General features: G+C 55.2%; 22 protein-coding genes. 13 read left to right on the top strand and 9 right to left on the bottom strand.

Going from position 1 to position 21,732, the window contains the following annotated elements; all coding sequences use genetic code 11:
• Window positions 1-113: 113 nt before the first annotated feature.
• The 4 genes from QMN93_RS04970 to yfcG all read right to left on the bottom strand — a co-directional run bounded on the left by QMN93_RS04970 (window position 114) and on the right by yfcG (window position 2,648).
• Window positions 114-623 (bottom strand): GNAT family N-acetyltransferase, encoded by a 510-nt coding sequence (locus QMN93_RS04970; RefSeq protein ID WP_182383840.1) that lies wholly within the window; start codon window positions 621-623, stop codon window positions 114-116.
• Window positions 624-667: 44 nt separating this feature from the next.
• Entirely contained in the window at window positions 668-1,561 is an 894-nt protein-coding gene (locus QMN93_RS04975) for a TIGR01777 family oxidoreductase (RefSeq protein WP_033146089.1), read from the bottom strand.
• A gap of 13 nt (window positions 1,562-1,574) precedes the next feature.
• Window positions 1,575-1,943, bottom strand: a complete 369-nt coding sequence (gene folX, locus QMN93_RS04980) for a dihydroneopterin triphosphate 2'-epimerase (RefSeq protein ID WP_023312555.1) — start codon at window positions 1,941-1,943, stop codon at window positions 1,575-1,577.
• Window positions 1,944-2,018: 75 nt separating this feature from the next.
• Window positions 2,019-2,648, bottom strand: a complete 630-nt coding sequence (gene yfcG / locus QMN93_RS04985) for a GSH-dependent disulfide bond oxidoreductase (RefSeq protein ID WP_033146088.1) — start codon at window positions 2,646-2,648, stop codon at window positions 2,019-2,021.
• 140 nt (window positions 2,649-2,788) lie between these two features.
• On the opposite strand from yfcG, the gene yfcF reads away from it, so the two are divergent.
• Genes yfcF through yfcD form a run of 3 tightly spaced genes read left to right on the top strand, consistent with a single transcriptional unit; the run spans window position 2,789 to window position 4,651 of the window.
• Window positions 2,789-3,433 carry a glutathione transferase gene (yfcF, locus tag QMN93_RS04990; RefSeq protein ID WP_193139774.1) on the top strand — a complete coding sequence of 215 codons (645 nt, stop codon included), beginning with the start codon at window positions 2,789-2,791 and terminating at the stop codon, window positions 3,431-3,433.
• Window positions 3,434-3,489: 56 nt separating this feature from the next.
• Entirely contained in the window at window positions 3,490-4,041 is a 552-nt protein-coding gene (yfcE, locus tag QMN93_RS04995; protein ID WP_323619180.1) for a phosphodiesterase, read from the top strand.
• Window positions 4,042-4,096: 55 nt separating this feature from the next.
• Window positions 4,097-4,651 (top strand): NUDIX hydrolase YfcD, encoded by a 555-nt coding sequence (yfcD, locus tag QMN93_RS05000; protein WP_023312551.1) that lies wholly within the window; start codon window positions 4,097-4,099, stop codon window positions 4,649-4,651.
• A 3-nt stretch (window positions 4,652-4,654) separates the two neighbouring features.
• Here yfcD and QMN93_RS05005 read toward each other — a convergent pair whose 3' ends face one another.
• Window positions 4,655-5,674: a LacI family DNA-binding transcriptional regulator gene (locus tag QMN93_RS05005; protein WP_029741925.1), complete on the bottom strand. Its 1,020-nt coding sequence runs from the start codon at window positions 5,672-5,674 to the stop codon at window positions 4,655-4,657.
• A gap of 234 nt (window positions 5,675-5,908) precedes the next feature.
• Here QMN93_RS05005 and QMN93_RS05010 point away from each other — a divergent pair, with 234 nt between their 5' ends.
• The 5 genes from QMN93_RS05010 to QMN93_RS05030 all read left to right on the top strand — a co-directional run bounded on the left by QMN93_RS05010 (window position 5,909) and on the right by QMN93_RS05030 (window position 9,891).
• Window positions 5,909-6,352, top strand: a complete 444-nt coding sequence (locus tag QMN93_RS05010) for a PTS sugar transporter subunit IIA (protein WP_047060619.1) — start codon at window positions 5,909-5,911, stop codon at window positions 6,350-6,352.
• 80 nt (window positions 6,353-6,432) lie between these two features.
• Entirely contained in the window at window positions 6,433-6,705 is a 273-nt protein-coding gene (locus QMN93_RS05015; RefSeq protein WP_063450399.1) for a PTS sugar transporter subunit IIB, read from the top strand.
• 21 nt (window positions 6,706-6,726) lie between these two features.
• Window positions 6,727-8,118: a PTS ascorbate transporter subunit IIC gene (locus QMN93_RS05020; protein ID WP_182383835.1), complete on the top strand. Its 1,392-nt coding sequence runs from the start codon at window positions 6,727-6,729 to the stop codon at window positions 8,116-8,118.
• Window positions 8,115-8,945 carry a transketolase gene (locus tag QMN93_RS05025; RefSeq protein WP_182383834.1) on the top strand — a complete coding sequence of 277 codons (831 nt, stop codon included), beginning with the start codon at window positions 8,115-8,117 and terminating at the stop codon, window positions 8,943-8,945. Before QMN93_RS05020 ends, QMN93_RS05025 begins: the two co-directional genes overlap by 4 nt.
• Window positions 8,938-9,891 (top strand): transketolase family protein, encoded by a 954-nt coding sequence (locus QMN93_RS05030; RefSeq protein WP_023312546.1) that lies wholly within the window; start codon window positions 8,938-8,940, stop codon window positions 9,889-9,891. The genes QMN93_RS05025 and QMN93_RS05030 overlap by 8 nt, the downstream gene beginning before the upstream one ends.
• A gap of 74 nt (window positions 9,892-9,965) precedes the next feature.
• Here QMN93_RS05030 and pta read toward each other — a convergent pair whose 3' ends face one another.
• Both pta and ackA read right to left on the bottom strand, forming a co-directional pair.
• Window positions 9,966-12,107, bottom strand: a complete 2,142-nt coding sequence (gene pta / locus QMN93_RS05035) for a phosphate acetyltransferase (protein WP_023312545.1) — start codon at window positions 12,105-12,107, stop codon at window positions 9,966-9,968.
• A 76-nt stretch (window positions 12,108-12,183) separates the two neighbouring features.
• Entirely contained in the window at window positions 12,184-13,386 is a 1,203-nt protein-coding gene (gene ackA, locus QMN93_RS05040) for an acetate kinase (protein WP_023312544.1), read from the bottom strand.
• A 337-nt stretch (window positions 13,387-13,723) separates the two neighbouring features.
• Between ackA and yfbV the strand changes: the two genes are divergently transcribed.
• The 4 genes from yfbV to QMN93_RS05060 all read left to right on the top strand — a co-directional run bounded on the left by yfbV (window position 13,724) and on the right by QMN93_RS05060 (window position 17,345).
• Window positions 13,724-14,179: a terminus macrodomain insulation protein YfbV gene (gene yfbV / locus QMN93_RS05045; RefSeq protein ID WP_023312543.1), complete on the top strand. Its 456-nt coding sequence runs from the start codon at window positions 13,724-13,726 to the stop codon at window positions 14,177-14,179.
• 92 nt (window positions 14,180-14,271) lie between these two features.
• On the top strand, window positions 14,272-14,766 hold the full coding sequence (locus QMN93_RS05050; protein WP_008502874.1) for a YfbU family protein: 495 nt from the start codon (window positions 14,272-14,274) through the stop codon (window positions 14,764-14,766).
• Window positions 14,767-14,777: 11 nt separating this feature from the next.
• Window positions 14,778-15,437 carry a sugar phosphatase gene (locus QMN93_RS05055; RefSeq protein ID WP_182071324.1) on the top strand — a complete coding sequence of 220 codons (660 nt, stop codon included), beginning with the start codon at window positions 14,778-14,780 and terminating at the stop codon, window positions 15,435-15,437.
• Window positions 15,438-15,512: 75 nt separating this feature from the next.
• Complete coding sequence (locus tag QMN93_RS05060; RefSeq protein ID WP_182383831.1) at window positions 15,513-17,345, top strand: SLC13 family permease; 1,833 nt, start codon at window positions 15,513-15,515, stop codon at window positions 17,343-17,345.
• Window positions 17,346-17,426: 81 nt separating this feature from the next.
• On the opposite strand, the gene yfbR is transcribed toward QMN93_RS05060, so the two are convergent.
• Complete coding sequence (gene yfbR, locus QMN93_RS05065; RefSeq protein WP_023312539.1) at window positions 17,427-18,026, bottom strand: 5'-deoxynucleotidase; 600 nt, start codon at window positions 18,024-18,026, stop codon at window positions 17,427-17,429.
• A 94-nt stretch (window positions 18,027-18,120) separates the two neighbouring features.
• Window positions 18,121-19,335 (bottom strand): alanine transaminase AlaA, encoded by a 1,215-nt coding sequence (gene alaA, locus QMN93_RS05070; protein ID WP_182383830.1) that lies wholly within the window; start codon window positions 19,333-19,335, stop codon window positions 18,121-18,123.
• A gap of 937 nt (window positions 19,336-20,272) precedes the next feature.
• Here alaA and lrhA point away from each other — a divergent pair.
• The gene (gene lrhA, locus QMN93_RS05075; protein ID WP_029741933.1) at window positions 20,273-21,211 is read left to right on the top strand and encodes a transcriptional regulator LrhA; all 939 of its coding nucleotides are present in this window, start codon (window positions 20,273-20,275) and stop codon (window positions 21,209-21,211) included.
• The last annotated feature ends 521 nt before the right edge of the window (window positions 21,212-21,732 follow it).

Genomic DNA, 21,732 nt, shown 5'->3' on the forward strand with positions numbered 1-21,732 from the left:
GGGTGAGGGCATCAGACCGCAGTGCAGCCCAATCGCCCGGTGGCGCTTCGCTTACCGGGCCTACGGACTGGGTGTTCTCCCTCTCCCTGTGGGAGAGGGTTGGGATGAGGGCATCAGGCCGCACTGCACTCCAGCCGATACACCCAGTCGTCATAGCGCACGCCGTCAATTTCATACGCCTTTTCCAGCACCTGCGTACGCACAAACCCGGCTTTCTCCAGCACGCGCACCGAACCGCCGTTATCTGCCAGCACGTACGCGTTAATCGCTTTCACGCTGGTCTGGTTAAACGCGTAATCACACACCGCGCGCAGCGCCTCGCTGGCAATCCCTTTTCCCTGCGCGGCAGGCACAACCGTGTAGCCGATATCGGCCTCTTCACGATTCTCAGGGCTGATTTGCAGGCCGATATCGCCAAGCGGCGTATCATCATCCCGCAAGCGAATAACAAACACATGGGCAGCAGTGAGCCGAGCGGCAAACGTGCGTCGGGTCTCTTTTTCCGGCGCGATGGCGGCCATGTAGCGCATGATGCTGCGATCTTCACGCAGCGAACGGAAGAAGGCCCAGTCAGTGGGTTCGAAAGGAGTGAGGTGAAGCCGGGGTGTGGTGATGGTTGCCATTGTTACGCCATTTCTTCGGAACATGGCCTGTCACTGTAACATATTCACCGCACCACATCCCCCAGCGCCTCTTCTAATTCATACCAGCGGAACGCAAAGCCGGCCGCTTCCAGCCGTTTTGGCAGCGCCCGCTGCCCGCCTAATACCAGCACAGACGCTTCACCCATCATCAGGCGAATGACCGTGGCAGGCACGCGCAAAATCGCCGGGCGGTGCAGGGCATGACCCAGCGCGTGGGCGAACTGTTCGTTACGCACCGGATACGGCGCAACCATGTTAAACGGCCCGCGCAGATCGTTATCCAGCAGCCAGAGAATCCCGTTGACCATATCGTCGATATGGATCCAGGCCAGATACTGACGGCCATTACCGATCGGCCCACCGAGTCCAAGCCGGAAAGGGGGAAGCATCTTCGCCAGAATGCCGCCCTTCGGCGCAAGCACGACGCCGGTCCGCAGCAGGCAGACGCGGGTACGATCGCTCTGCGCCGCGCAGGCGATACGCTCCCACTGGGCGCAGAGCTTATGGGTAAACTCGTTATGCGGCGGCTCTTCCTCGGTCACCACCACCTCGCCGAGATCGCCGTAATAGCCCACGGCTGAACCCGAAATCAGCACCGAAGGCGGCGTGTGGCTATTGCGGATCAGCTCGACCAGCTTTTCGGTAATGTTCCACCGGCTGCTGCATAACAGCTGTTTTTGCTCTTCCGTCCAGCGCTTATCGGCGATGGGTTCACCCGCGAGATTAATGACGGCGTCGAAGCCGTCCAGATTTTGCTGCTCGGCCAGATTTTTCCAGATATCGATACCCGCCCCGAGCACCTGGCGCGCTTTCTCCGGACTGCGCGTGACCACGGTAATGTCGTGATGCAAGGCCTGCAGACGCGCAATGAGGTGACGACCAATAAGGCCCGTGCCGCCGGTCAGCAAAATCTTCATACAACCTCCAGGATTACGCCTGGCGTCGCCAGCTTAGCGTCATGGAGACGGAATCGGCGTAGCGCAGGGCGTGAAGTTTATCGATCTCAACTTCAGCATAAGTGACCCAGTGATGTTCGCGTGCGATATCGAGCACATCCTGAGTTAATTTTTCCAGCAGAGAGAAGCGGTTATTCTCCACGTACTGAATGATGTTTTTGGTTATTGTGCGGTAGTTCAGCGCGTCGTTGATGTCTTCGCTGGCCCGCGCTTTGTCTGCGGGATAGTGAATTACCACGTTAATGACAATATCCTGACGGTTGGCGATCTCTTCCTCTTTGATGCCGATGAAGGTGCGCAAGCGTAAATTTTTTATGCGAATAATAGCGTCTGGCTGTGACATTGCAGGTCTTCTCCGTGTCAGTATTTCACGCTCATCATACATGAGAGGCTCGCGGGCACCCAGCCTCATAGAGGGCTAAATCTGCTGGATTTTTTGCATCGCCCGCTCGGTGGCCGGGCGGGTTCGGATGCGCTCAAACCAGTTGTTCACCGCCGGGTAAGCGGCCAGGTCAATTCGGTGTTTTTCATGCGTATTCACCCACGGCCAGCAGGCGATATCGGCAATACTGTAATGATCGCCCCCGAGCCACGGCGTTTTCTCCAGCCGACGGTTCAGAACGTCATACAGCCGTTGAGTCTCAACCTGATAGCGTTCTATTGCATAAGGAATGGGCTGCGGGGCGTAAGCGGTAAAATGATGATTTTGCCCCAGCATGGGCCCCAGCCCGCTTGCCTGCCAGAAGAGCCATTGCAGGGTATGGTGACGCTCGCGCAGTTCGCCGCTCAGCAGTTTGCCGGTTTTCTCCGCCAGGTAGAGCAAAATCTCACCGGACTCAAACAGGCTCAGCGGCCTGCCTCCGTCCGCCGGGTGGTTATCAATAATGGCCGGGATTTTATTATTCGGCGAGATAGCCAGAAAGAGAGGGCTGAACTGATCGCCTTTGCTGATATCCACGCGAATGATCCTGTAATCCAGCTCGGCTTCTTCAAGAAAAAGGGTGATCTTATGGCCGTTTGGGGTAGGGGCGTAATAAAGGTCGATCATTCTCAACTCCTGTCCATGCTAAGAGTGGTGCCATGACAAATGAGTATAGGTGGTTGTTGTAAATCGTGAGTTTTCATCAAGTGACAGCGAGGCAAAGAGATTATATGTTGAGTAAAAACCGATCAGCCTATGAGGATGTTATGAACCAGCCCGTCATCATGTTGTGGTCCGATGCGAATTTCTTTTCTCCCTATGTTATGAGCGTATACGTTGCGCTGGCCGAAAAAGGGCTCACTTTTACGCTGAAGACCGTCGATCTTGACGGCGGTGAACATCTCAAGCCGCAGTGGCAGGGCTACGACCTGACCCGACGCGTGCCGGTGCTGGAGATCGACGGTTTTGCCCTGAGCGAATCGTCGGCGATCGATGAATATCTGGAAGATCGGTTCGCGCCGCCTGAGTGGGAGCGCATTTATCCTCACGATCTGCAAAAACGCGCGCGGGCGCGGCAGATCCAGGCGTGGCTGCGGAGCGATCTGGTGCCCATTCGCGTGGAACGCTCAACTGATGTCGTGTTTGCCGGGGTCAAAAAGCCAGCGCTCAGCGCTGAAGGCCGTGAAAGCGCGCAAAAACTGATTGAAACCGCCACCTCGCTCCTCGCACACGGCAACCCGAACCTGTTCGGCGAGTGGTGCATCGCCGACGCCGATCTGGCGTTGATGCTAAACCGCCTGATCCTCAACGGCGATGAGGTGCCGCAGCTGCTGGTGGATTATGCCGCGTTTCAGTGGCAACGCGCCTCCGTGCAGCGCTATGTGGCACTATCTGCCAGGCGCGCGGGCTGATAAGCCCTGACGCTTCAGGTATGATGGGGGCAGTCTGTTTTCCCGAGGAGTGACTGATGAAACTGATGTTTGCGTCGGATATCCATGGATCGCTGCCCGCTACCGAGCGTGTCCTTTCCCTGTTTGCACAAAGCGGCGCGCAGTGGCTGATTATTCTGGGGGATGTCCTCAGCCACGGCCCGCGCAACGCGCTGCCGGAGGGCTACGCCCCTGCGCAGGTCGCGGAAAAGCTCAACCCGTTTGCCTCGCGCATTGTCGCCGTTCGCGGCAACTGCGACAGCGAGGTGGACCAGATGCTGCTGCATTTTCCCCTTACCGCGCCATGGCAACAGGTGCTGCTGGAACAAAGCCGCCTGTTCCTGACGCACGGGCATCTTTTTAGCCCGGATAATCTCCCGGCGCTCGCGGCTGGCGATGTCCTGGTTTACGGTCATACTCATATTCCGGTTGCTGAAAAACGCGGTGAGATTTATCACTTCAATCCGGGTTCGGTCAGCATACCGAAAGGCGGTTATCCTGCGAGCTATGGCATGCTGGATGGAAATACCCTGAGCGTTATCGCACTTAATGATCAGCAAGTTATTGCGCAGGTAGCGATTAATCCGTAAGTTACACCTCAACTGCAAACGCGCCGAAAGAGCGCTTAGAAGAGAAGGTTTCCCGATGGTGGAGCAGAGTCATTTGGCAAGTACAGAGTGGGTTGACATTGTCAGCGAAGAGAATGAAGTGATCGCGCAGGCCAGCCGCGAACAAATGCGTGCGGAGCGTCTGCGCCACCGCGCAACGTACATCGTTGTGCATGACGGGATGGGCAAAATTCTGGTCCAGCGCCGCACGGACACCAAAGATTTTCTCCCGGGTATGCTGGATGCCACCGCTGGCGGTGTTGTTCAGGCAGATGAAGTGCTGCTGGATTCCGCACGTCGCGAAGCAGAAGAAGAGTTAGGCATCGCCGGTGTGCCGTTTGCCGAGCACGGTCAGTTCTATTTCGAAGACGAAAACTGCCGCGTCTGGGGCGGGCTGTTTAGCTGCGTCTCCCACGGCCCGTTCGCTCTCCAGGAAGAAGAGGTGAGTGAAGTCAGCTGGATGACGCCAGAAGAGATCACCGCGCGCTGCGACGAGTTCACGCCGGATTCGTTAAAAGCGCTGGCGCTGTGGATGACCCGCAACGCCAAAAACGAATCGACCAAATCAGAGAAAGAGGAAGAGGCTGAGTAAGCGTCAGCAACTCTCTCTCAGACACAGACTGGACGCGATGGGCTTTTGATCGCGCCAGTCCCCGTCATTCAGACGCTCCAGTAGCGCTTTCCCGGCTTCAATTCCAATCTTACGATGCGGCACCGCCATCGTCGTCAGCGGCGGCTGACAGACGCGGCTCACGTCGCTATCGCCAAAGCCGACCACCGCCAGATCGTCCGGCACCTTGATTCGCCTGCGCTGACACTCGTACAGCGCGCCGCAGGCCAGCTCGTCAGAGACGCATACCAGCGCATCCAGCTCCGGCCACGCCAGCAGGAATTCAGGCAGCTGTGCCGCGCCGGTCGAGAAGCTCGGCGGCATCGCCGCGTTAATGACCCGGTTCGGCGACATATGGTGGCGAAGCATGGCTTTGTACCAGCCCTGCAAATGCTGCTGGAAAATCCACTGCTCCTGGTTGGCGCACAGCAGGCCAATATTTTGGTAGCCGCGCTTAATCACCATTTCCGTGAGTTCATACATGGCCGCTACGTTATCAATCCCGATATTCATATCGATCGGGTCGGCGCGCATGGCACCCATTTCCATCACCGGAATAGAGGCGTTTTTCAGCCAGTGGCGAACGGTATCGGTATGTTCAACGCTGAGCAGGATTGCGGCGGCAATATTCGACGCCAGCAGCGTCTCCAGCAATTTCTCCTCCTGCTCAAGACGATGCTGGGATTCAGCCAGCATGATCTGATACCCGGCAGGCTGTAGCACCTGCTGTAGTCCGGCGAACATCTCCGAGCAGCCGGCTTCGGAGAGATTAGGCACCACCATGGCTATCGTCCATGACGACGCCGAGGCCAGCGCGCTGGCGGCAAGATTAGGCATATAACCCAGCTCCTGCACGGCAGCTTCAATTTTTTCACGTAGTTTATCGGAAACCTGTTCGGGCGTGCGGAGTGCACGGGACACGGTCATCGTGCCCACACCGGCAAGCTGTGCGACATCGGCGAGTGTCACTTTACCGGTACTGCGCCGTTTTCGGGTTAGAGACATACACCTTCCTGCTGACCAGACGCGTTCATCATTTCCTTCGCTTCACGTGACAGGCAGTATACGCCTTAAATCCCTTTTTTTGCTGTGATTTAGCGCCGTGATTGCAATTTGATAGCGCTATCACATTTCTGCATGTTAACCATTGGTAGCGCTATCTTTGTGATCGCGATCGCAGTCATCCAGCGATGTGTTGAATAAAGTTTGTTCATCTTTAGCGTGTAGCGGGAGTGAAAAGTGCTCAAAAAATGGATATATGATACAACCATCACGCTACAGGATAGCGTGGAAAACTGGCCGCAGGCGCTGGAGCTGTGCGCGAAGCCGCTTCTGGATTTGCAGGTGATTGAGCCTGAATACGTCACGGCCATCATCCAGCAGCACCACACGTTAGGACCCTATTATGTGCTGGCACCAGGGCTGGCGATGCCGCATGCGCGGCCGGAGGAAGGCGCCAAAGGACTGGGTTTGTCTTTATTAAAACTAAAACAGGGCGTCTCGTTTGGTGCCGGTGAGTTTGACCCTGTCGATGTGATTATTATGCTCGCGGCACCGGATAAACATAGCCATATCGAAATGATATCCGCACTCGCAGAATTATTTTCCAGCGATGAGGATATGGAGAAACTGCATCAGGCGAATACCCTGGAGGAAATTAAAACGATTATTGACCGCTTCTGATTTAATTCTTTAATCCGATTATTCACAACATTACGCGACAGCGTGATGGGGCGTGCTCTACTCAAAATAAGGGGACAACAATGAAAATCATGGCTATTTGCGGCTCCGGCCTGGGCAGCAGTTTTATGGTCGAAATGAATATTAAAAAGGTGCTTAAAAAGCTGGAGGTTGAGGCTGAGGTTGAACATTCCGATCTCTCCTCGGCCACGCCGGGCGCGGCCGATCTGTTCGTGATGGCAAAAGACATTGCGGCCAGCGCCAGCGTGCCGGAAAGCCAGCTGGTGGTGATTAACAACATCATCGACATCAACGAACTTGAAGCGCAGCTGCGCGCCTGGTTCGAAAGACAATAACCCTGATAAGGCGAGGTGGATATGTTTATCCTTGAAACGCTGAATTTCGTTGTTGATATTTTAAAAGTCCCTTCGGTGCTGGTCGGCTTAATTGCGCTAATTGGTCTGGTTGCGCAGAAAAAAGCGTTTTCGGACGTGGTGAAAGGGACGATTAAAACCATTCTCGGCTTTATTGTGCTGGGCGGCGGCGCCACGGTGCTGGTGGGGTCATTAAATCCTTTGGGCGGTATGTTTGAGCATGCCTTTACGATTCAGGGCATTATTCCAAACAATGAAGCGATTGTGTCAATTGCGCTGGAAAAATACGGTGCAGCGACCGCGCTTATTATGGCCTTCGGCATGGTGGCGAATATTATCGTCGCGCGCTTTACCCGCCTGAAGTACATCTTCCTGACCGGGCACCACACGTTTTATATGGCGTGCATGATTGGCGTGATCCTGACGGTAGCGGGCTTTGAGGGCGTGGGGCTGGTCTTTACCGGCTCGCTGATCCTCGGCCTGATCATGGCCTTCTTCCCGGCGATTGCCCAGCGCTACATGAAGCGCATTACCGGCAACGATGAGATTGCCTTCGGGCACTTCGGCACGCTGGGCTACGTGCTGTCCGGCTGGATTGGCAGCAAGGTTGGCAAAGGCTCCCGCTCAACCGAAGAGATGAACCTGCCGAAGAACCTGAGCTTCCTGCGCGACAGCTCGATCTCGATCTCCCTGACCATGATGATTATCTACCTCATCCTGGCGGTGAGCGCCGGGCGTGAGTACGTGGAGGCCACCTTCAGCGGCGGTCAGAACTACCTGGTCTACGCCATCATCATGGCGATCACCTTCGCGGCGGGCGTGTTCATCATCCTGCAGGGCGTGCGCCTGATTCTGGCGGAAATCGTTCCGGCCTTTACCGGCTTCTCGGAAAAACTGGTGCCGAACGCGCGTCCTGCGCTGGACTGCCCGGTGGTGTATCCGTATGCGCCAAACGCGGTGCTGATTGGCTTCCTGTTCAGCTTCCTCGGCGGGATTGTAGGGTTGTTCATCTGCGGTCAGTTTAGCTGGGTGCTGATCCTCCCGGGCGTGGTGCCGCACTTCTTCACCGGCGCAACGGCGGGCGTGTTCGGTAACGCCACCGGCGGACGCCGCGGGGCAATGATGGGCGCCTTTGCTAACGGCCTGCTGATCACCTTCCTGCCGGTCCTGCTGCTGCCGGTGCTGGGCGCAATTGGCTTTGCCAACACCACCTTCTCGGACGCCGACTTCGGCGCGGTCGGGATTGTGCTCGGCAACCTGGCGCGCTTCCTGTCGCCGCTTGCCATCACCGGACTGGTTGTGGCGTTGTTCGCGCTGCTGGTGGCGTACAACGTCTTCGCGAAAAACAAACCTGCGGGCGGTAACGCGCAGGAAAACACCGGAGCCAAATCATGAATGAGAAAGAGATAACCGAACTCGCGCGTCAGATCCGTCTTGAGACGCTTAAATCCCTGACGCAGCTGGGCTTTGGACACTATGGCGGCAGTATGTCGGTGGTTGAAACCCTGGCCGTGCTGTACGGCGCGGTGATGAAAATCGACCCGGCGGATCCGGACTGGCCGGAGCGAGACTATTTTGTCCTGTCGAAAGGCCATGCGGGCCCGGCGCTCTACAGCACGCTGGCGATCAAGGGCTACTTCCCGGTGGAAGAGCTGATCACCCTGAACCAGAACGGCACGCGCCTGCCAAGCCACCCGGACCGTCTGAAAACGCGCGGGGTGGACGCCACCACCGGTTCGCTGGGGCAGGGGATCTCAATTGCCGGCGGTATGGCGCTCTCGCACAGGCTGGCGGGGCGACCGAACCGCGTCTTCTGCATCGTCGGTGACGGCGAGCTGAACGAGGGGCAGTGCTGGGAAGCCTTCCAGTTTATCGCTCATCATCGCCTTAACAACCTGACGGTGTTCGTGGACTGGAACAAACAGCAGCTCGACGGCGAGCTGGACGAAATTATCAGCGCGTTCGACCTGGAGGGGAAATTCCGCGCCTTTGGCTTTGACGTGGCGACGGTGAAGGGCGACGACATCCCGGGCCTGCTGGCGGTGACGTCGCGGGTCCCGGCTGCCGACGCGCGTCCGATAGTCGTCATCCTCGACAGCATCAAAGGGCAGGGGGTGCCGTACCTGGAACAGCTCAGCAACTCGCACCACCTGCGGTTGACCGCGGAGAGCAAAGCGGCCCTCAACGAGACGATTCGCCAACTGGAGGCTTCACATGATTAAGGTTGCACCGGCAGGAGAGAAAGACGCCGTTGAGATGCGTAAGGTCTACGCGGGCTTCGTGGCAAAGCAGATTGAGGCAGGAAGCGAGATTATCGCCCTGGAAGCGGATCTGATGAGCTCGATGGCGATGGACGGCGTGGCGCGCGATTATCCGCAGCACGTGATTAACTGCGGCATTATGGAGGCCAACGTCATCGGCACCGCGGCGGGGCTGTCGCTTACCGGGCGTAAACCGTTCGTTCATACCTTCACCGCGTTTGCCAGCCGTCGCTGCTTCGACCAGCTGTTTATGTCCCTGGACTATCAGCGCAACAACGTGAAGGTGATTGCCTCGGATGCGGGCGTGACGGCCTGCCATAACGGCGGGACGCATATGTCGTTTGAGGATATGGGCATCGTACGCGGTCTGGCGCATTCGGTGGTGCTGGAGGTGACCGACGCGGTGATGTTTGAGGACGTGCTGCGCCAGCTTATCGACCTCGAAGGCTTCTACTGGGTACGCACCATCCGTAAGCAGGCGCCGAGCGTGTATGCCCCGGGCTCAACCTTCACCATTGGTAAAGGCAACGTGCTGCGCGAAGGAACCGATATTACCCTGATTGCCAACGGCATCATGGTGGCGGAAGCGCTGGAAGCGGCGCGCCAGCTTGAGCAGGAGGGGGTCAGCGCGGCGGTCATCGACATGTTTACCCTGAAGCCCATCGACCGGATGCTGGTGAAAAACTACGCCGAGAAAACCGGTCGCATCGTCACCTGTGAAAACCACAGTATTCACAACGGCCTGGGATCGGCGGTGGCGGAGGTGCTGGTGGAAACCTGCCCGGTACCGATGCGGCGGGTGGGCGTCAAGGAGCGTTACGGCCAGGTGGGGACACAGGATTTCCTGCAGAAGGAGTATGGCCTGACGGCACATGACATTGTATCGGCGGCGCGAGAGCTGCTGTAAATAAAAAAGGCGACCCGTTAAGTGGTCGCCTTTTTGTTGCCCGGTAAGCGCTGGCGCCACCGGGCTTTTTAACATTACTGCTGCTGCGAAGACTGGATCGCGGTCAGCGCGATGGTGTAGACGATATCGTCAACCAGCGCGCCACGAGACAGGTCGTTCACAGGTTTGCGCATGCCCTGCAGCATTGGCCCGATGGAGATCAGGTCTGCTGAACGCTGCACCGCTTTATAGGTGGTGTTACCGGTGTTCAGATCCGGGAAGATGAACACGGTAGCGCGACCTGCAACCGGCGAGTTCGGCGCTTTGGATTTCGCAACGTCGGCCATCACGGCGGCGTCGTACTGCAGCGGGCCGTCGATCATCAGGTCAGGACGTTTTTCCTGCGCCAGACGGGTCGCTTCACGTACTTTCTCTACGTCGCTACCAGCACCAGAAGTACCGGTGGAGTAGGAGAGCATTGCTACGCGCGGTTCGATACCGAAGGCAATCGCGGAGTCCGCGGACTGGATAGCGATTTCTGCCAGCTGTTCTGCGGTTGGATCCGGGTTGATCGCGCAGTCGCCGTAAACGTAAACCTGTTCAGGCAGCAGCATGAAGAACACGGAAGAAACCAGAGAGCTGCCTGGCGCGGTTTTGATCAGCTGCAGCGGTGGACGGATGGTGTTCGCCGTGGTGTGAACCGCACCGGAAACCAGACCGTCAACTTCGTCCTGCTCAAGCATCAGAGTGCCCAGCACCACGTTGTCTTCCAGCTGTTCGCGCGCAACGGCTTCGGTCATGCCCTTGCTCTTACGCAGCTCAACCAGACGAGCAACGTAGCTCTCGCGAACCACTTCAGGGTCAACGATTTCGATGCCAGCGCCCAGCTCAACGCCCTGAGACGCCGCAACGCGGGTGATCTCATCCGGGTTACCCAGCAGCACACAGGTCGCGATGCCGCGCTCTGCACAGATAGCAGCCGCTTTAACGGTACGTGGTTCGTCGCCTTCTGGCAGAACAACGCGTTTGCCCGCTTTACGCGCCAACTCGGTCAGCTGATAACGGAATGCTGGAGGAGACAGGCGGCGGCTGCGCTCGGAGGTTGCAGTCAGGGATTCGATCCAGTCTGCGTTGATGTAGCCCGCAACGTATTCCTGAACTTTCTCGATACGCTCGTGGTCATCAACCGGCACTTCCAGGTTGAAGCTCTGCAGGCTCAGGGAGGTCTGCCAGGTGTTGGTATTCACCATGAAGACCGGCAGGCCGGTCGCAAACGCGCGTTCGCACAGCTTGCTGACGCGTGGGTCCATCTCGTAGGCACCGGTCAGCAGGATCGCACCGATTTCCACGCCGTTCATCGCGGCCAGGCAGGCGGCAACCAGTACGTCAGGACGGTCTGCGGAGGTTACCAGCAGGGAACCTGCGCGGAAGTGTTCCAGCATGTGCGGAATGCTGCGCGCACAGAAGGTCACGGACTTCACGCGGCGGGTGTTGATGTCGCCTTCGTTAACGATGGTAGCGTTCAGGTGACGCGCCATATCGATTGCACGGGTTGCAATCAGATCGAAGCTCCATGGCACCGCGCCCAGTACTGGCAGAGGGCTGGATTCCTGCAGCTTAGCCGGGTCAACTTTGATGACTTTCGCTTTGGAAGAGTCGTCGAAAATCTCGGACAGGTCAGGGCGAGTACGTCCCTGCTCATCCACCGGTGCGTTCAGCTTGTTCACGATCACGCCGGTGATGTTGGTATTTTTCGCGCCGCCGAAGCTGCTGCGCGTCAGTTCGATACGCTCGTTCAGCTGCTCTGGGGTGTCGGTGCCCTGAGACATCACGAAAACGATCTCTGCGTTCAGGGTTTTCGCGATTTCAAAGTTCAGAGACTGGGCAAACTGGTGTTTGCGCGTCGGGACCAGGCCTTCAACCAGCACCACTTCCGCGTCTTGCGCGTTAGCATGGTAGTTAGCGATGATCTCTTCCATCAGCACGTCTTTCTGGTTGCTGGACAGCAGAGACTCAACGTGGCTCATCTTCAGCGGTTCAGCCGCTGGCAGATTGGAGTTCTTGCGAACGATGGTGGTGGTCTGGTCTGGCGCATCGCCACCAGCACGTGGCTGGGCGATTGGCTTAAAGACGCTCAGACGAACGCCTTTGCGTTCCATAGCACGGATAACGCCAAGGCTGACGCTGGTCAGGCCGACGCTGGTTCCGGTAGGGATCAGCATAATAGTACGGGACACGGTTTATCCTCTTTCGTTACCGCCGCAATTGGGCGGGTTACAAAACAGCACCGCCAGCATTGCTGGCGGTGTGGAATCAGGCAGTCAGGCGGTGCGCGTCTTGCGCAATGACCAGTTCTTCGTTAGTTGGGATAACGAGAGCAGGGCGGGTGCCTTCTTTGTTGATGAAGCCAGACTTGCCGAAGCGGGCAGCCAGGTTACGCTCGTGATCAACGTCGAAGCCCAGAACGCCCAGTTTGCCCAGGGACAGTTCACGAACCATTGCCGCGTTCTCACCGATACCACCGGTGAAGATAACCGCGTCCAGACGGCCTTCCATCAGCGCAGTGTAAGAGCCGATGTACTTCGCCAGACGGTGGCAGTAAACGTCCATTGCACGTTTAGCGTCTTCTTTCTCTGCGTAGTTGTCTTCAACGTAACGGCAGTCGCTGGTGACTTCGGTCAGACCCAGCAGGCCAGACTCTTTGGTCAGCATTTTGTTGATCTGGTCAACGCTCATGCCCAGGGTGTCGTGCAGGTGGAAGATGATCGCCGGGTCGATGTCACCGGAACGGGTACCCATCACCAGACCTTCCAGCGGGGTCAGACCCATGGAAGTATCAACACATTTACCGTTGCGGATAGCAGAAACAGAACCACCGTTGCCCAGGTGGCAGGTGATGATGTTCAGTTCTTCAACCGGCTTGTTCAGAACTTTTGCGGCTTCCTGAGTCACATAGAAGTGGCTGGTACCGTGCGCGCCGTAGCGACGTACGCCGTGTTCTTTGTACAGGCTGTATGGCAGGGCATAGAGGTAAGACTCTTCCGGCATGGTCTGATGGAACGCGGTGTCGAATACGGCCACGTTTTTGTCTTTCAGATTCGGGAAGGATTTCAGCGCTTCAGCGATACCGATCAGGTGAGCCGGGTTGTGCAGCGGTGCGAAGGACGCAGAGTCCTTGATGCCCTGGATCACAGATTCGTCGATCACGACGGAGCTGGTGTATTTTTCGCCGCCGTGGACGATACGGTGACCAATCGCAGTCAGCTGAGCAGACAGTTCTGGTTTTTGTGCCAGAATAGTGTTAACGATAAAGTTCAGCGCTTCACTGTGAGCGGCGCCTGCACCTAAAGCCGCTTCTTGTTTGCTGCCGTCCATCTTCCACTTGATACGTGCTTCAGGCAGATGGAAACATTCGGCCAAACCAGAGAGGTATTCGTCACCGTTGAGCGCATCGATGATGGCGAATTTCAGTGAGGAGCTACCGCAGTTCAGAACCAGTACTAACTTACTCGACATGGAAGTACCTATTATTGATACGTGGCTAAAAAAACGTCAGTGAGTCTAACAGCGTAACGCATGAGGACTCAGACATTTATGATTAACATCATGCCAAACGAACATTGTGGCATGATGGAAGAAATAACTATGATTTTATGCCATTTTGCACAATTTTCAGCCAATGGCATAATGTGCAATAATTTGACGAGTTAATGATTCTCGTCTAGGGCCCTATCAGGCTGGCACAGGATACCCGATACGGGGTAGAGATGACAAAATATTTTGAACGTTGTCATAGCTTGTTGTGGTTTTGCACGAAAATTTTAATTTTTATATGTGAAGTTGAGGTACAGCCATGTCGACACCAGAGAACCCGTCCGTAAATTTCTTTAGTCTGTTTCGTCGGGGACAGCATTACGCAAAGACGTGGCCGATGGAAAAGCGCCTTGCGCCGATGTTCATTGAGAATCGCACCATTCGCGCCACGCGCTATGCGATTCGCTTTATGCCGCCTGTCGCTGTCTTTACGCTGTGCTGGCAGATTGCGTTGGGCGGGCAGCTTGGTCCTGCAGTCGCGACGGCGCTCTTCGCCTTAAGCCTGCCGATGCAGGGCCTGTGGTGGTTAGGTAAACGGTCCATCACTCCGCTTCCCCCTTCTATTTTACACTGGTTTTATGAAGTGCGCGGAAAACTGGAGGAGGCCGGACAGGCGCTCGCCCCGGTCGAAGGCAAGCCGGACTACCAGGCGCTGGCGGACACGTTAAAGCGCGCTTTTAAGCAACTGGATAAAACATTCCTCGATGATTTGTGATTGATCATCGAAACGACGACGAAAAGAAGGCACAGTAACAATCAGTTACCGTGTCTTTTTTTTAAAGTGCAATGCGCTACAGGAGTCGAAAGATGGAAATGACCCATGCTCAACGTCTGATTTTGTCCAACCAGTACAAGATGATGACTATGCTTGATCCCGATAACGCTGCGCGCTACAGCCGCCTGCAAACCATCGTCGAACGCGGTTTTGGTTTGCAAATGCGCGAACTGGACCGCGAGTTTGGCGAGCTGAAAGAAGAAACCTGTCGCATCGTGATCGACATTATGGAGATGTATCACGCCCTGCACGTGTCCTGGACGAATCTCAAAGATCAGCAGTCCATCGACGAGCGCCGCGTGACCTTCTTAGGCTTTGATGCCGCAACGGAAGCGCGTTATCTGAGCTATGTTCGCTTTATGGTGAATACAGAAGGGCGCTATACCCACTTTGACGCGGGCACCCACGGCTTCAACGCGCAGACCCCTATGTGGGATAAATATCAGCGAATGCTAAGCGCGTGGCACGCCTGCCCGCGCCAGTACCATTTAAGCAGCAACGAAATTCAACAAATCATTAATGCCTGACGGAGGTGCGTGTGCAGTGTAGAGGTTTTCTGTTTGATCTGGACGGTACGCTGGTGGATTCGCTGCCGGTTGTGGAGCGTTCCTGGTGCCATTGGGCTGACAGACATGGCATCGACCATCAGGACGTGCTGAATTTTATCCATGGCAAACAGGCCATCACCTCGCTACGGCACTTCCTGGCCGGACGCTCTGAGGACGAAATTCAGGCGGAGTTCAAATACCTGGAACATATTGAAGCCACGGATACGGACGGCATCACAGCCTTACCGGGCGCGCGCGAGCTGCTTGAGCATCTGAACGAAGCGCAGATCCCGTGGGCTATCGTTACCTCAGGCTCCATTCCCGTCGCCCACGCCCGTCACAAGGCGGCAGGTCTGCCGACGCCAGAAGTGTTTATCACGGCGGAGCGCGTAAAGCGCGGTAAACCGGAGCCCGACGCGTTTTTACTGGGCGCTGAACTGCTGGGCCTCGAGCCTGAAGAGTGCGTGGTGGTGGAAGACGCGGCCGCTGGCGTACTGGCCGGGCTGAACGCCGGAAGCCACGTTATCGCGGTGAATGTTCCGGCGGGATCTCCCCGTCTGGAGGAAGCAGACTTTGTGCTGGATTCCCTGACGGCGCTGGCTGTTTCGAAAGCCTCTGACGGGGTTGTAACCGTCTCGCTAAAAATGTAATCACATGATATAGCCCCACATTGCTGGGGCTTTTTTATGGCAAAATTCCTCATCTCCCACTGACAAGGACATGTTGTGAACGGTGAACTGATTTGGGTCCTGAGCCTGCTTTTAATCGCCATCCTTCTTTTTGCAACGGGCAAGGTACGCATGGACGCCGTCGCCTTGTTTGTCATCGTCGCGTTTGTGCTGAGCGGTACGCTCACGCTGCCGGAAGCCTTCTCCGGGTTTAGCGATCCTAACGTTATCCTGATTGCCGCCCTGTTTATTATTGGTGATGGGCTGGTGCGTACCGGCGTGGCGACCATCATGGGGTCGTGGCTGGTGAAGGTGGCGGGCAGCAGCGAAACCAAAATGCTGATCTACCTGATGGTGACCGTCGCCGGGCTGGGAGCGTTTATGAGCTCAACGGGCGTGGTCGCCATCTTTATCCCGGTGGTGCTGAGCGTCTCCATGCGGATGGAGATCTCGCCGTCGCGCCTGATGATGCCCCTGAGTTTTGCCGGTTTGATTAGCGGCATGATGACGCTGGTGGCAACGCCGCCGAACCTGATCGTCAACAGCGAGCTGATCCGGGAAGGATTCCAGGGCTTCAGTTTTTTCAGCGTCACCCCGCTTGGGCTGGTCATTCTGGTGATGGGCGTGGTCTACATGCTGCTGACCCGGTTTGCCCTGAAAGGTGAAAAACAGGACAAAAATAAAGAAGGGTGGAAGCGACGCACCTTCCGCGATCTGATTAAAGAGTACCGTCTCACCGGGCGCGCGCGCCGTCTGGCTATTCGTCCCGGCTCGCCGATGGTGGGACAGCGTCTTGACGACCTGAAGCTGCGTGAGCGCTATGGCGCGAACGTGATTGGCGTAGAGCGCTGGCGTCGTTTTCGCCGGGTTATTGTCAACGTCAACGGGGTGTCGGAGTTCCGCGCGCGGGACGTCCTGCTGATTGATATGTCCACCGCGGACGTGGATCTGCGCGAGTTTTGCAGCGAGCAGCTGCTGGAACCGATGGTGCTGCGCGGGGAGTATTTCTCCGATCAGGCGCTGGATGTTGGCATGGCAGAAGTATCGCTGATCCCGGAATCGGAACTGCTGGGTAAAACCGTGCGGGAAATGGGGTTCCGAACCCGCTATGGCCTGAATGTCGTGGGGCTGAAGCGCGATGGCGTAGCGATGGAAGGGGCGGTGGTGGATGAGCCGATCCTGCTGGGCGATATCTTCCTTGTTGTTGGTAACTGGAAGCTAATTAGCCAGCTTGGGCAAAAAGGGCGCGATTTTGTGGTGCTCAACATGCCTGTCGAGGAGAGCGACGCGTCGCCTGCGCACAGCCAGGCGCCCCACGCGATTTTTTGTCTGGTGCTGATGGTGGCGCTGATGCTGACCGATGAAATTCCCAATCCGGTCGCGGCAATCATCGCCTGCCTGTTGATGGGCAAATTCCGCTGCATTGACGCCGAAAGCGCCTATAAAGCCATTCACTGGCCGAGCATTATCCTGATCGTCGGGATGATGCCCTTCGCCCTGGCGCTGCAAAAAACCGGCGGGGTGGATCTGATTGTTAAAGGCTTAATGGACGTTGGCGGCGGGTATGGGCCGTACATGATGCTGGTCTGTCTGTTCATTATGTGCGCCACCATCGGTCTGTTTATCTCCAATACCGCGACGGCGGTACTGATGGCGCCGATTGCGCTGGCGATGGCCAAATCCATGGGCGTGTCGCCGTATCCCTTTGCGATGATGGTCGCAATGGCGGCCTCCGCGGCATTTATGACGCCGGTCTCTTCACCGGTGAATACGCTGGTGCTGGGGCCCGGGAATTATAAGTTCAGTGATTTCGTGAAGCTGGGCGTGCCGTTCACCGTGCTGGTGATGGTGGTGTGCGTGGTATTGATACCGGTCCTGTTCCCGTTCTGATAATTTTGCCGGGCGGCGGCTGCGCCTTACCCGGCCTACTACCCGAAGGCCCTGCAAGCGCAGCGCCGCTGGGCAAACAGATTACAACGGTGAATCCTGGCTAATCTCATCCAGCGACAGATGGAAGCTCGGCACAAACACCTGCATAAAATAGTCCATCTCTTCGCTGCGGCGGGATTCCAGCGTTTTTTCCAGACGCGTTTTTGCCAGTAAAAATTCGTTATTCCCCGCAGACAGCTCTTCCAGACACTTCAGATAGGCGCAGAGCGCGTCGGCCTGCTTGACCAGCGACTTTTCATCTTCCGTGTACTGATGCTCATCGATGAGCGGCTCAAAAATGTCGCGCAACTCATCCGGCACCATGTCAATCAGCTTCTGCTGGGCAATTTTCTCGATGGCCTTATATTCCTGCGCAATTTGCGAGTTGAAATATTTCACCGGCGTGGGCAGGTCGCCGGTCAGCACTTCTGACGCATCGTGGTACATCGCCAGCAGGGCGATGCGCTCTGGATTAACCTGGCCGTTGAATTTGCGGTTTTTAATGGCGGCGAGCGCATGAGCAACCATGGCAACCTGCAGACTGTGCTCTGACACGTTCTCAGTGCGCACGTTGCGCATCAGCGGCCAGCGGTTGATGAGTTTCAGGCGGGAGAGGTGGGCGAAGAAATGACTCTGACTCATAGGTTACCTTTTGTCTTCACTGCGACAGGCGTTCATTGTGCGGGGAGGGGAGGAAAGATGCAAATCAGGCTACCGAAGTAGCCTGATTTTAAGATTACTGATGGTATCCGGAGAGGAAGCGCCCGAAGCGGCTGATGGCCATTTCGAGGTCATCTTCGCGCGGCAGCGTCACGATGCGCAAGTGATCCGGCCACGGCCAGTTAAACGCCGTCCCCTGAACCAGGAGCACTTTTTCCTGAAGCAGGAAATCCAGCACCATTTTCTGGTCGTCATGAATATTGAAGCGCTTCGCGTCAATTTTCGGGAACATATACAGCGCGCCATTCGGCTTCACGCAGGAGACGCCCGGAATATCGTTGATCAGCTCCCACGCGCGGTTGCGCTGTTCATACAGGCGACCACCGGGAACGATGAACTCGCTAATGCTCTGATAGCCGCCGAGCGCCGTCTGGATCGCGTGCTGCGCCGGAACGTTGGCACATAAACGCATCGAGGCCAGCATCTCCAGCCCTTCGATATAGCCTTTGGCGTGCTTTTTCGGGCCGTTCAGTACCATCCAGCCCTGACGGAAACCGGCCACGCGGTAGGTTTTAGACAGGCCGTTAAAGGTGACGGTCAGCAGATCCGGGGCCAGCGCGGCGATTGAGTGGTGCTGTGCCGCGTCGTACAGGATCTTGTCGTAGATTTCGTCGGCAAAGATGATCAGGTTGTGCTGGCGGGCGAGCTCGACGATCTCCATCAGCAGCTCTTTTGAGTACACCGCGCCCGTTGGGTTGTTCGGGTTAATGATCACGATGCCGCGCGTACGGGGCGTGATTTTTGCGCGAATATCATCGAGGTCCGGGAACCAGTCGGAGGACTCGTCGCACAGATAATGCACGGCTTTCCCGCTCGACAGTGATACGGCAGCCGTCCACAGCGGATAGTCCGGCGCGGGAACCAGCATTTCGTCTCCGCTGTTCAGCAGCGCCTGCATCGCCTGCACGATCAGTTCGGAAACGCCGTTGCCGATATAGATATCTTCAACGGTAACATCGCGCATACCGCGTGCCTGGTAGTGCTGCATGATGGCTTTACGTGCGGAGTAAAGTCCTTTTGAATCGCAATAGCCTTGTGCAGTAGGAAGGTTGCGGATCACATCAACCAGAATTTCATCCGGCGCTTCAAAACCAAATGGCGCAGGGTTACCAATGTTGAGTTTCAGAACCTTGTTGCCTTCCTCTTCAAGGCGTTTTGCCTCTTTCAGAACCGGGCCGCGGATGTCATAACAGACGTTATCTAGCTTGCTGGATTTTTCGATAGGGGACATGAACCTTTAACCTTTTCGCTATTATTGCCGCTCCCTGCCGTGGAAGTCAGCACGGAATAATGTACTCCCCCCTCGCTTCGTTTTGAAGGGTGTGCAGTAGAAGATTTTGTGCCGGGAGCAAAATTTTGATAAATCTTTTTCGCTGTGCGTTAGCTTTTTTACTGTTTTAAAGTTGTGCGTATGGCACGATGATAGGTTAAATGTGCTATTCATTTGTCAGAATTCTGTATATTGTGCTGGTAAAAATAAGTGGTGAACCTGACAAGGGTAGCAATCACCCTGCGTGACTTTTCGTAAAACCTGAATGCTTGATACATGTTCCTGTAAAAGCGTAATGTGGCTAAAAGTTACTCATGTGAAATTAATGTTAAGTGCCATTAATGAATGGTCTTAATCTAAATTAAAATTTATTTATTATTAACCTATAAAATGCAACTTTAGTTAATTTTAATAAAATTAGTTTAGAAGCTTAACATTCTTCTTTAATCCTCAATATTGCAATAAGACTTATAAATAAAGTGGATTTGGGTTAAGATGTCTTTCAGGAAAGCAGAGGACAGATGCAAGAATTTTGTATATCTGGCACTGACTTTTCGAATTAATTGATTGTTATTGTTGGAGTTATCTCTGGCTGGAATGTGTCGCACATCTCCTGCTACGTTGACAGCGCTGCGATAAAGATGGCAGAAAAGGTGTTATACCTTTAATGTAATTTACATAAACCTGCGAACATCTAAATATCCTGAACGTTTAAGAGAATAAAAATAACGTCATGAAACGTGCTTTCTGACTGTTGATATAAAGCAGCACAATAACTATCTGTCAGGCAGTCTGCCGGGCCGGGATGCGAGGGAAAACCTTCAGAGGGAATTGCTTAACTGTTACACACAGCTTCAACCCGGGCAGCTCCGCACGAGCAACCTGAAAGTGAATAGATATGATAAATGCAAATCGTCCGATAATGAATCTCGACCTCGATCTGCTGAGAACGTTTGTTGCGGTCGCCGATCTCAACACTTTTGCAGCAGCTGCTGCCGCCGTTTGCCGAACTCAGTCCGCCGTTAGCCAGCAAATGCAGCGGCTGGAGCAACTGGTTGGTAAAGAGCTTTTTGCACGTCACGGGCGTAATAAGCTCTTAACGGAACACGGTATTCAGCTACTGGGTTATGCCAGGAAAATTCTTCGCTTTAATGATGAAGCATGTATGTCATTAATGTTTAGCAACCTTCAAGGGGTGCTAACGTTAGGTGCATCTGATGAGTCAGCGGATACTATATTGCCGTTTCTTCTCAACCGTATTAGTTCGGTTTATCCGAAGCTTGCGCTGGACGTTAGCGTAAAACGTAATGCCTTTATGGTTGAGATGTTAAATGAGCACAAAGTCGACCTTGTGGTGACGACGCATCGTCCCGGGCAGTTTGATTGCCTGACGCTGCGCACATCACCTACACACTGGTATTGCGCAGCCGAGTACGTGCTGCAAAAAGGGGAGCCGGTTCCGCTGGTCTTGCTGGATGACCCGAGCCCGTTCCGCGATATGGTGCTCACGGCGCTGAATGAGGCCAACATTCCGTGGCGTCTGGCGTATGTGGCTTCCACGCTGCCAGCGGTTCGTGCCGCCGTGAAGGCCGGTCTGGGCGTAACGGCCCGTCCGGTAGAGATGATGAGCCCCGATCTGCGCGTTCTGGGGAAATCCGACGGTCTTCCTGCGCTGCCGGATACGGAGTATCTGCTCTGCCACAATTCGTCCAGCCATAACGAGTTGGCCAAAGTGGTGTTCGAGGCGATGGAAAACTACCATAACCCGTGGCAATTCGAGCGCGTTACCTCCGAAGGGGGGGATGACTCCCTGATCGTCGAAGGGGATTTTGAGTGATCGATAGCTCAATATTCTGGTAACAAAATGTAAGTGTAAAAAACAGCCACTCGTGTGATTTTCACATGCAGTGGCTTTTTTTACGCAATAATACCCGCTTATGGCGCAAGGGTTTTCAGGATACTCTCTTATTTATCAATAAGCTGAATGCTTTTGCTTAAAACTTGTCCGTTTTCCGTTCTAACTTCGCCCATATCCCTCTCATGTTAAAAAAACAGGAAATATGTTGCCGTTTTCCATGTTGAATTAACAAAAGCGTGTCGCAGATCAAGAAAATACTCCTATTTGGGGGGAGGAATCGTTGGCAAATCCTGTCAAAATAGGAGGGTTATTTTTTTTACTTCCGAAACGGACACGATTCAACAACATACATTTGACGGAAAGTCATGCACCCACCAGGGTTAAAGGGCACCAAATGTTAATGAGAATCGCTCGATGTAATTTAATGTGAAGAAACCTTTGTTAAAGTTGACAATAGGTTATAGAAAGGAGTAAAAAACCCCATCATTTTGCTGTCTACG

The organism is Enterobacter sp. R-1.6.2, assembly GCF_035064085.1.
In the GTDB taxonomy this organism is placed as follows: Bacteria; Pseudomonadota; Gammaproteobacteria; order Enterobacterales; family Enterobacteriaceae; genus Enterobacter; species Enterobacter asburiae_B.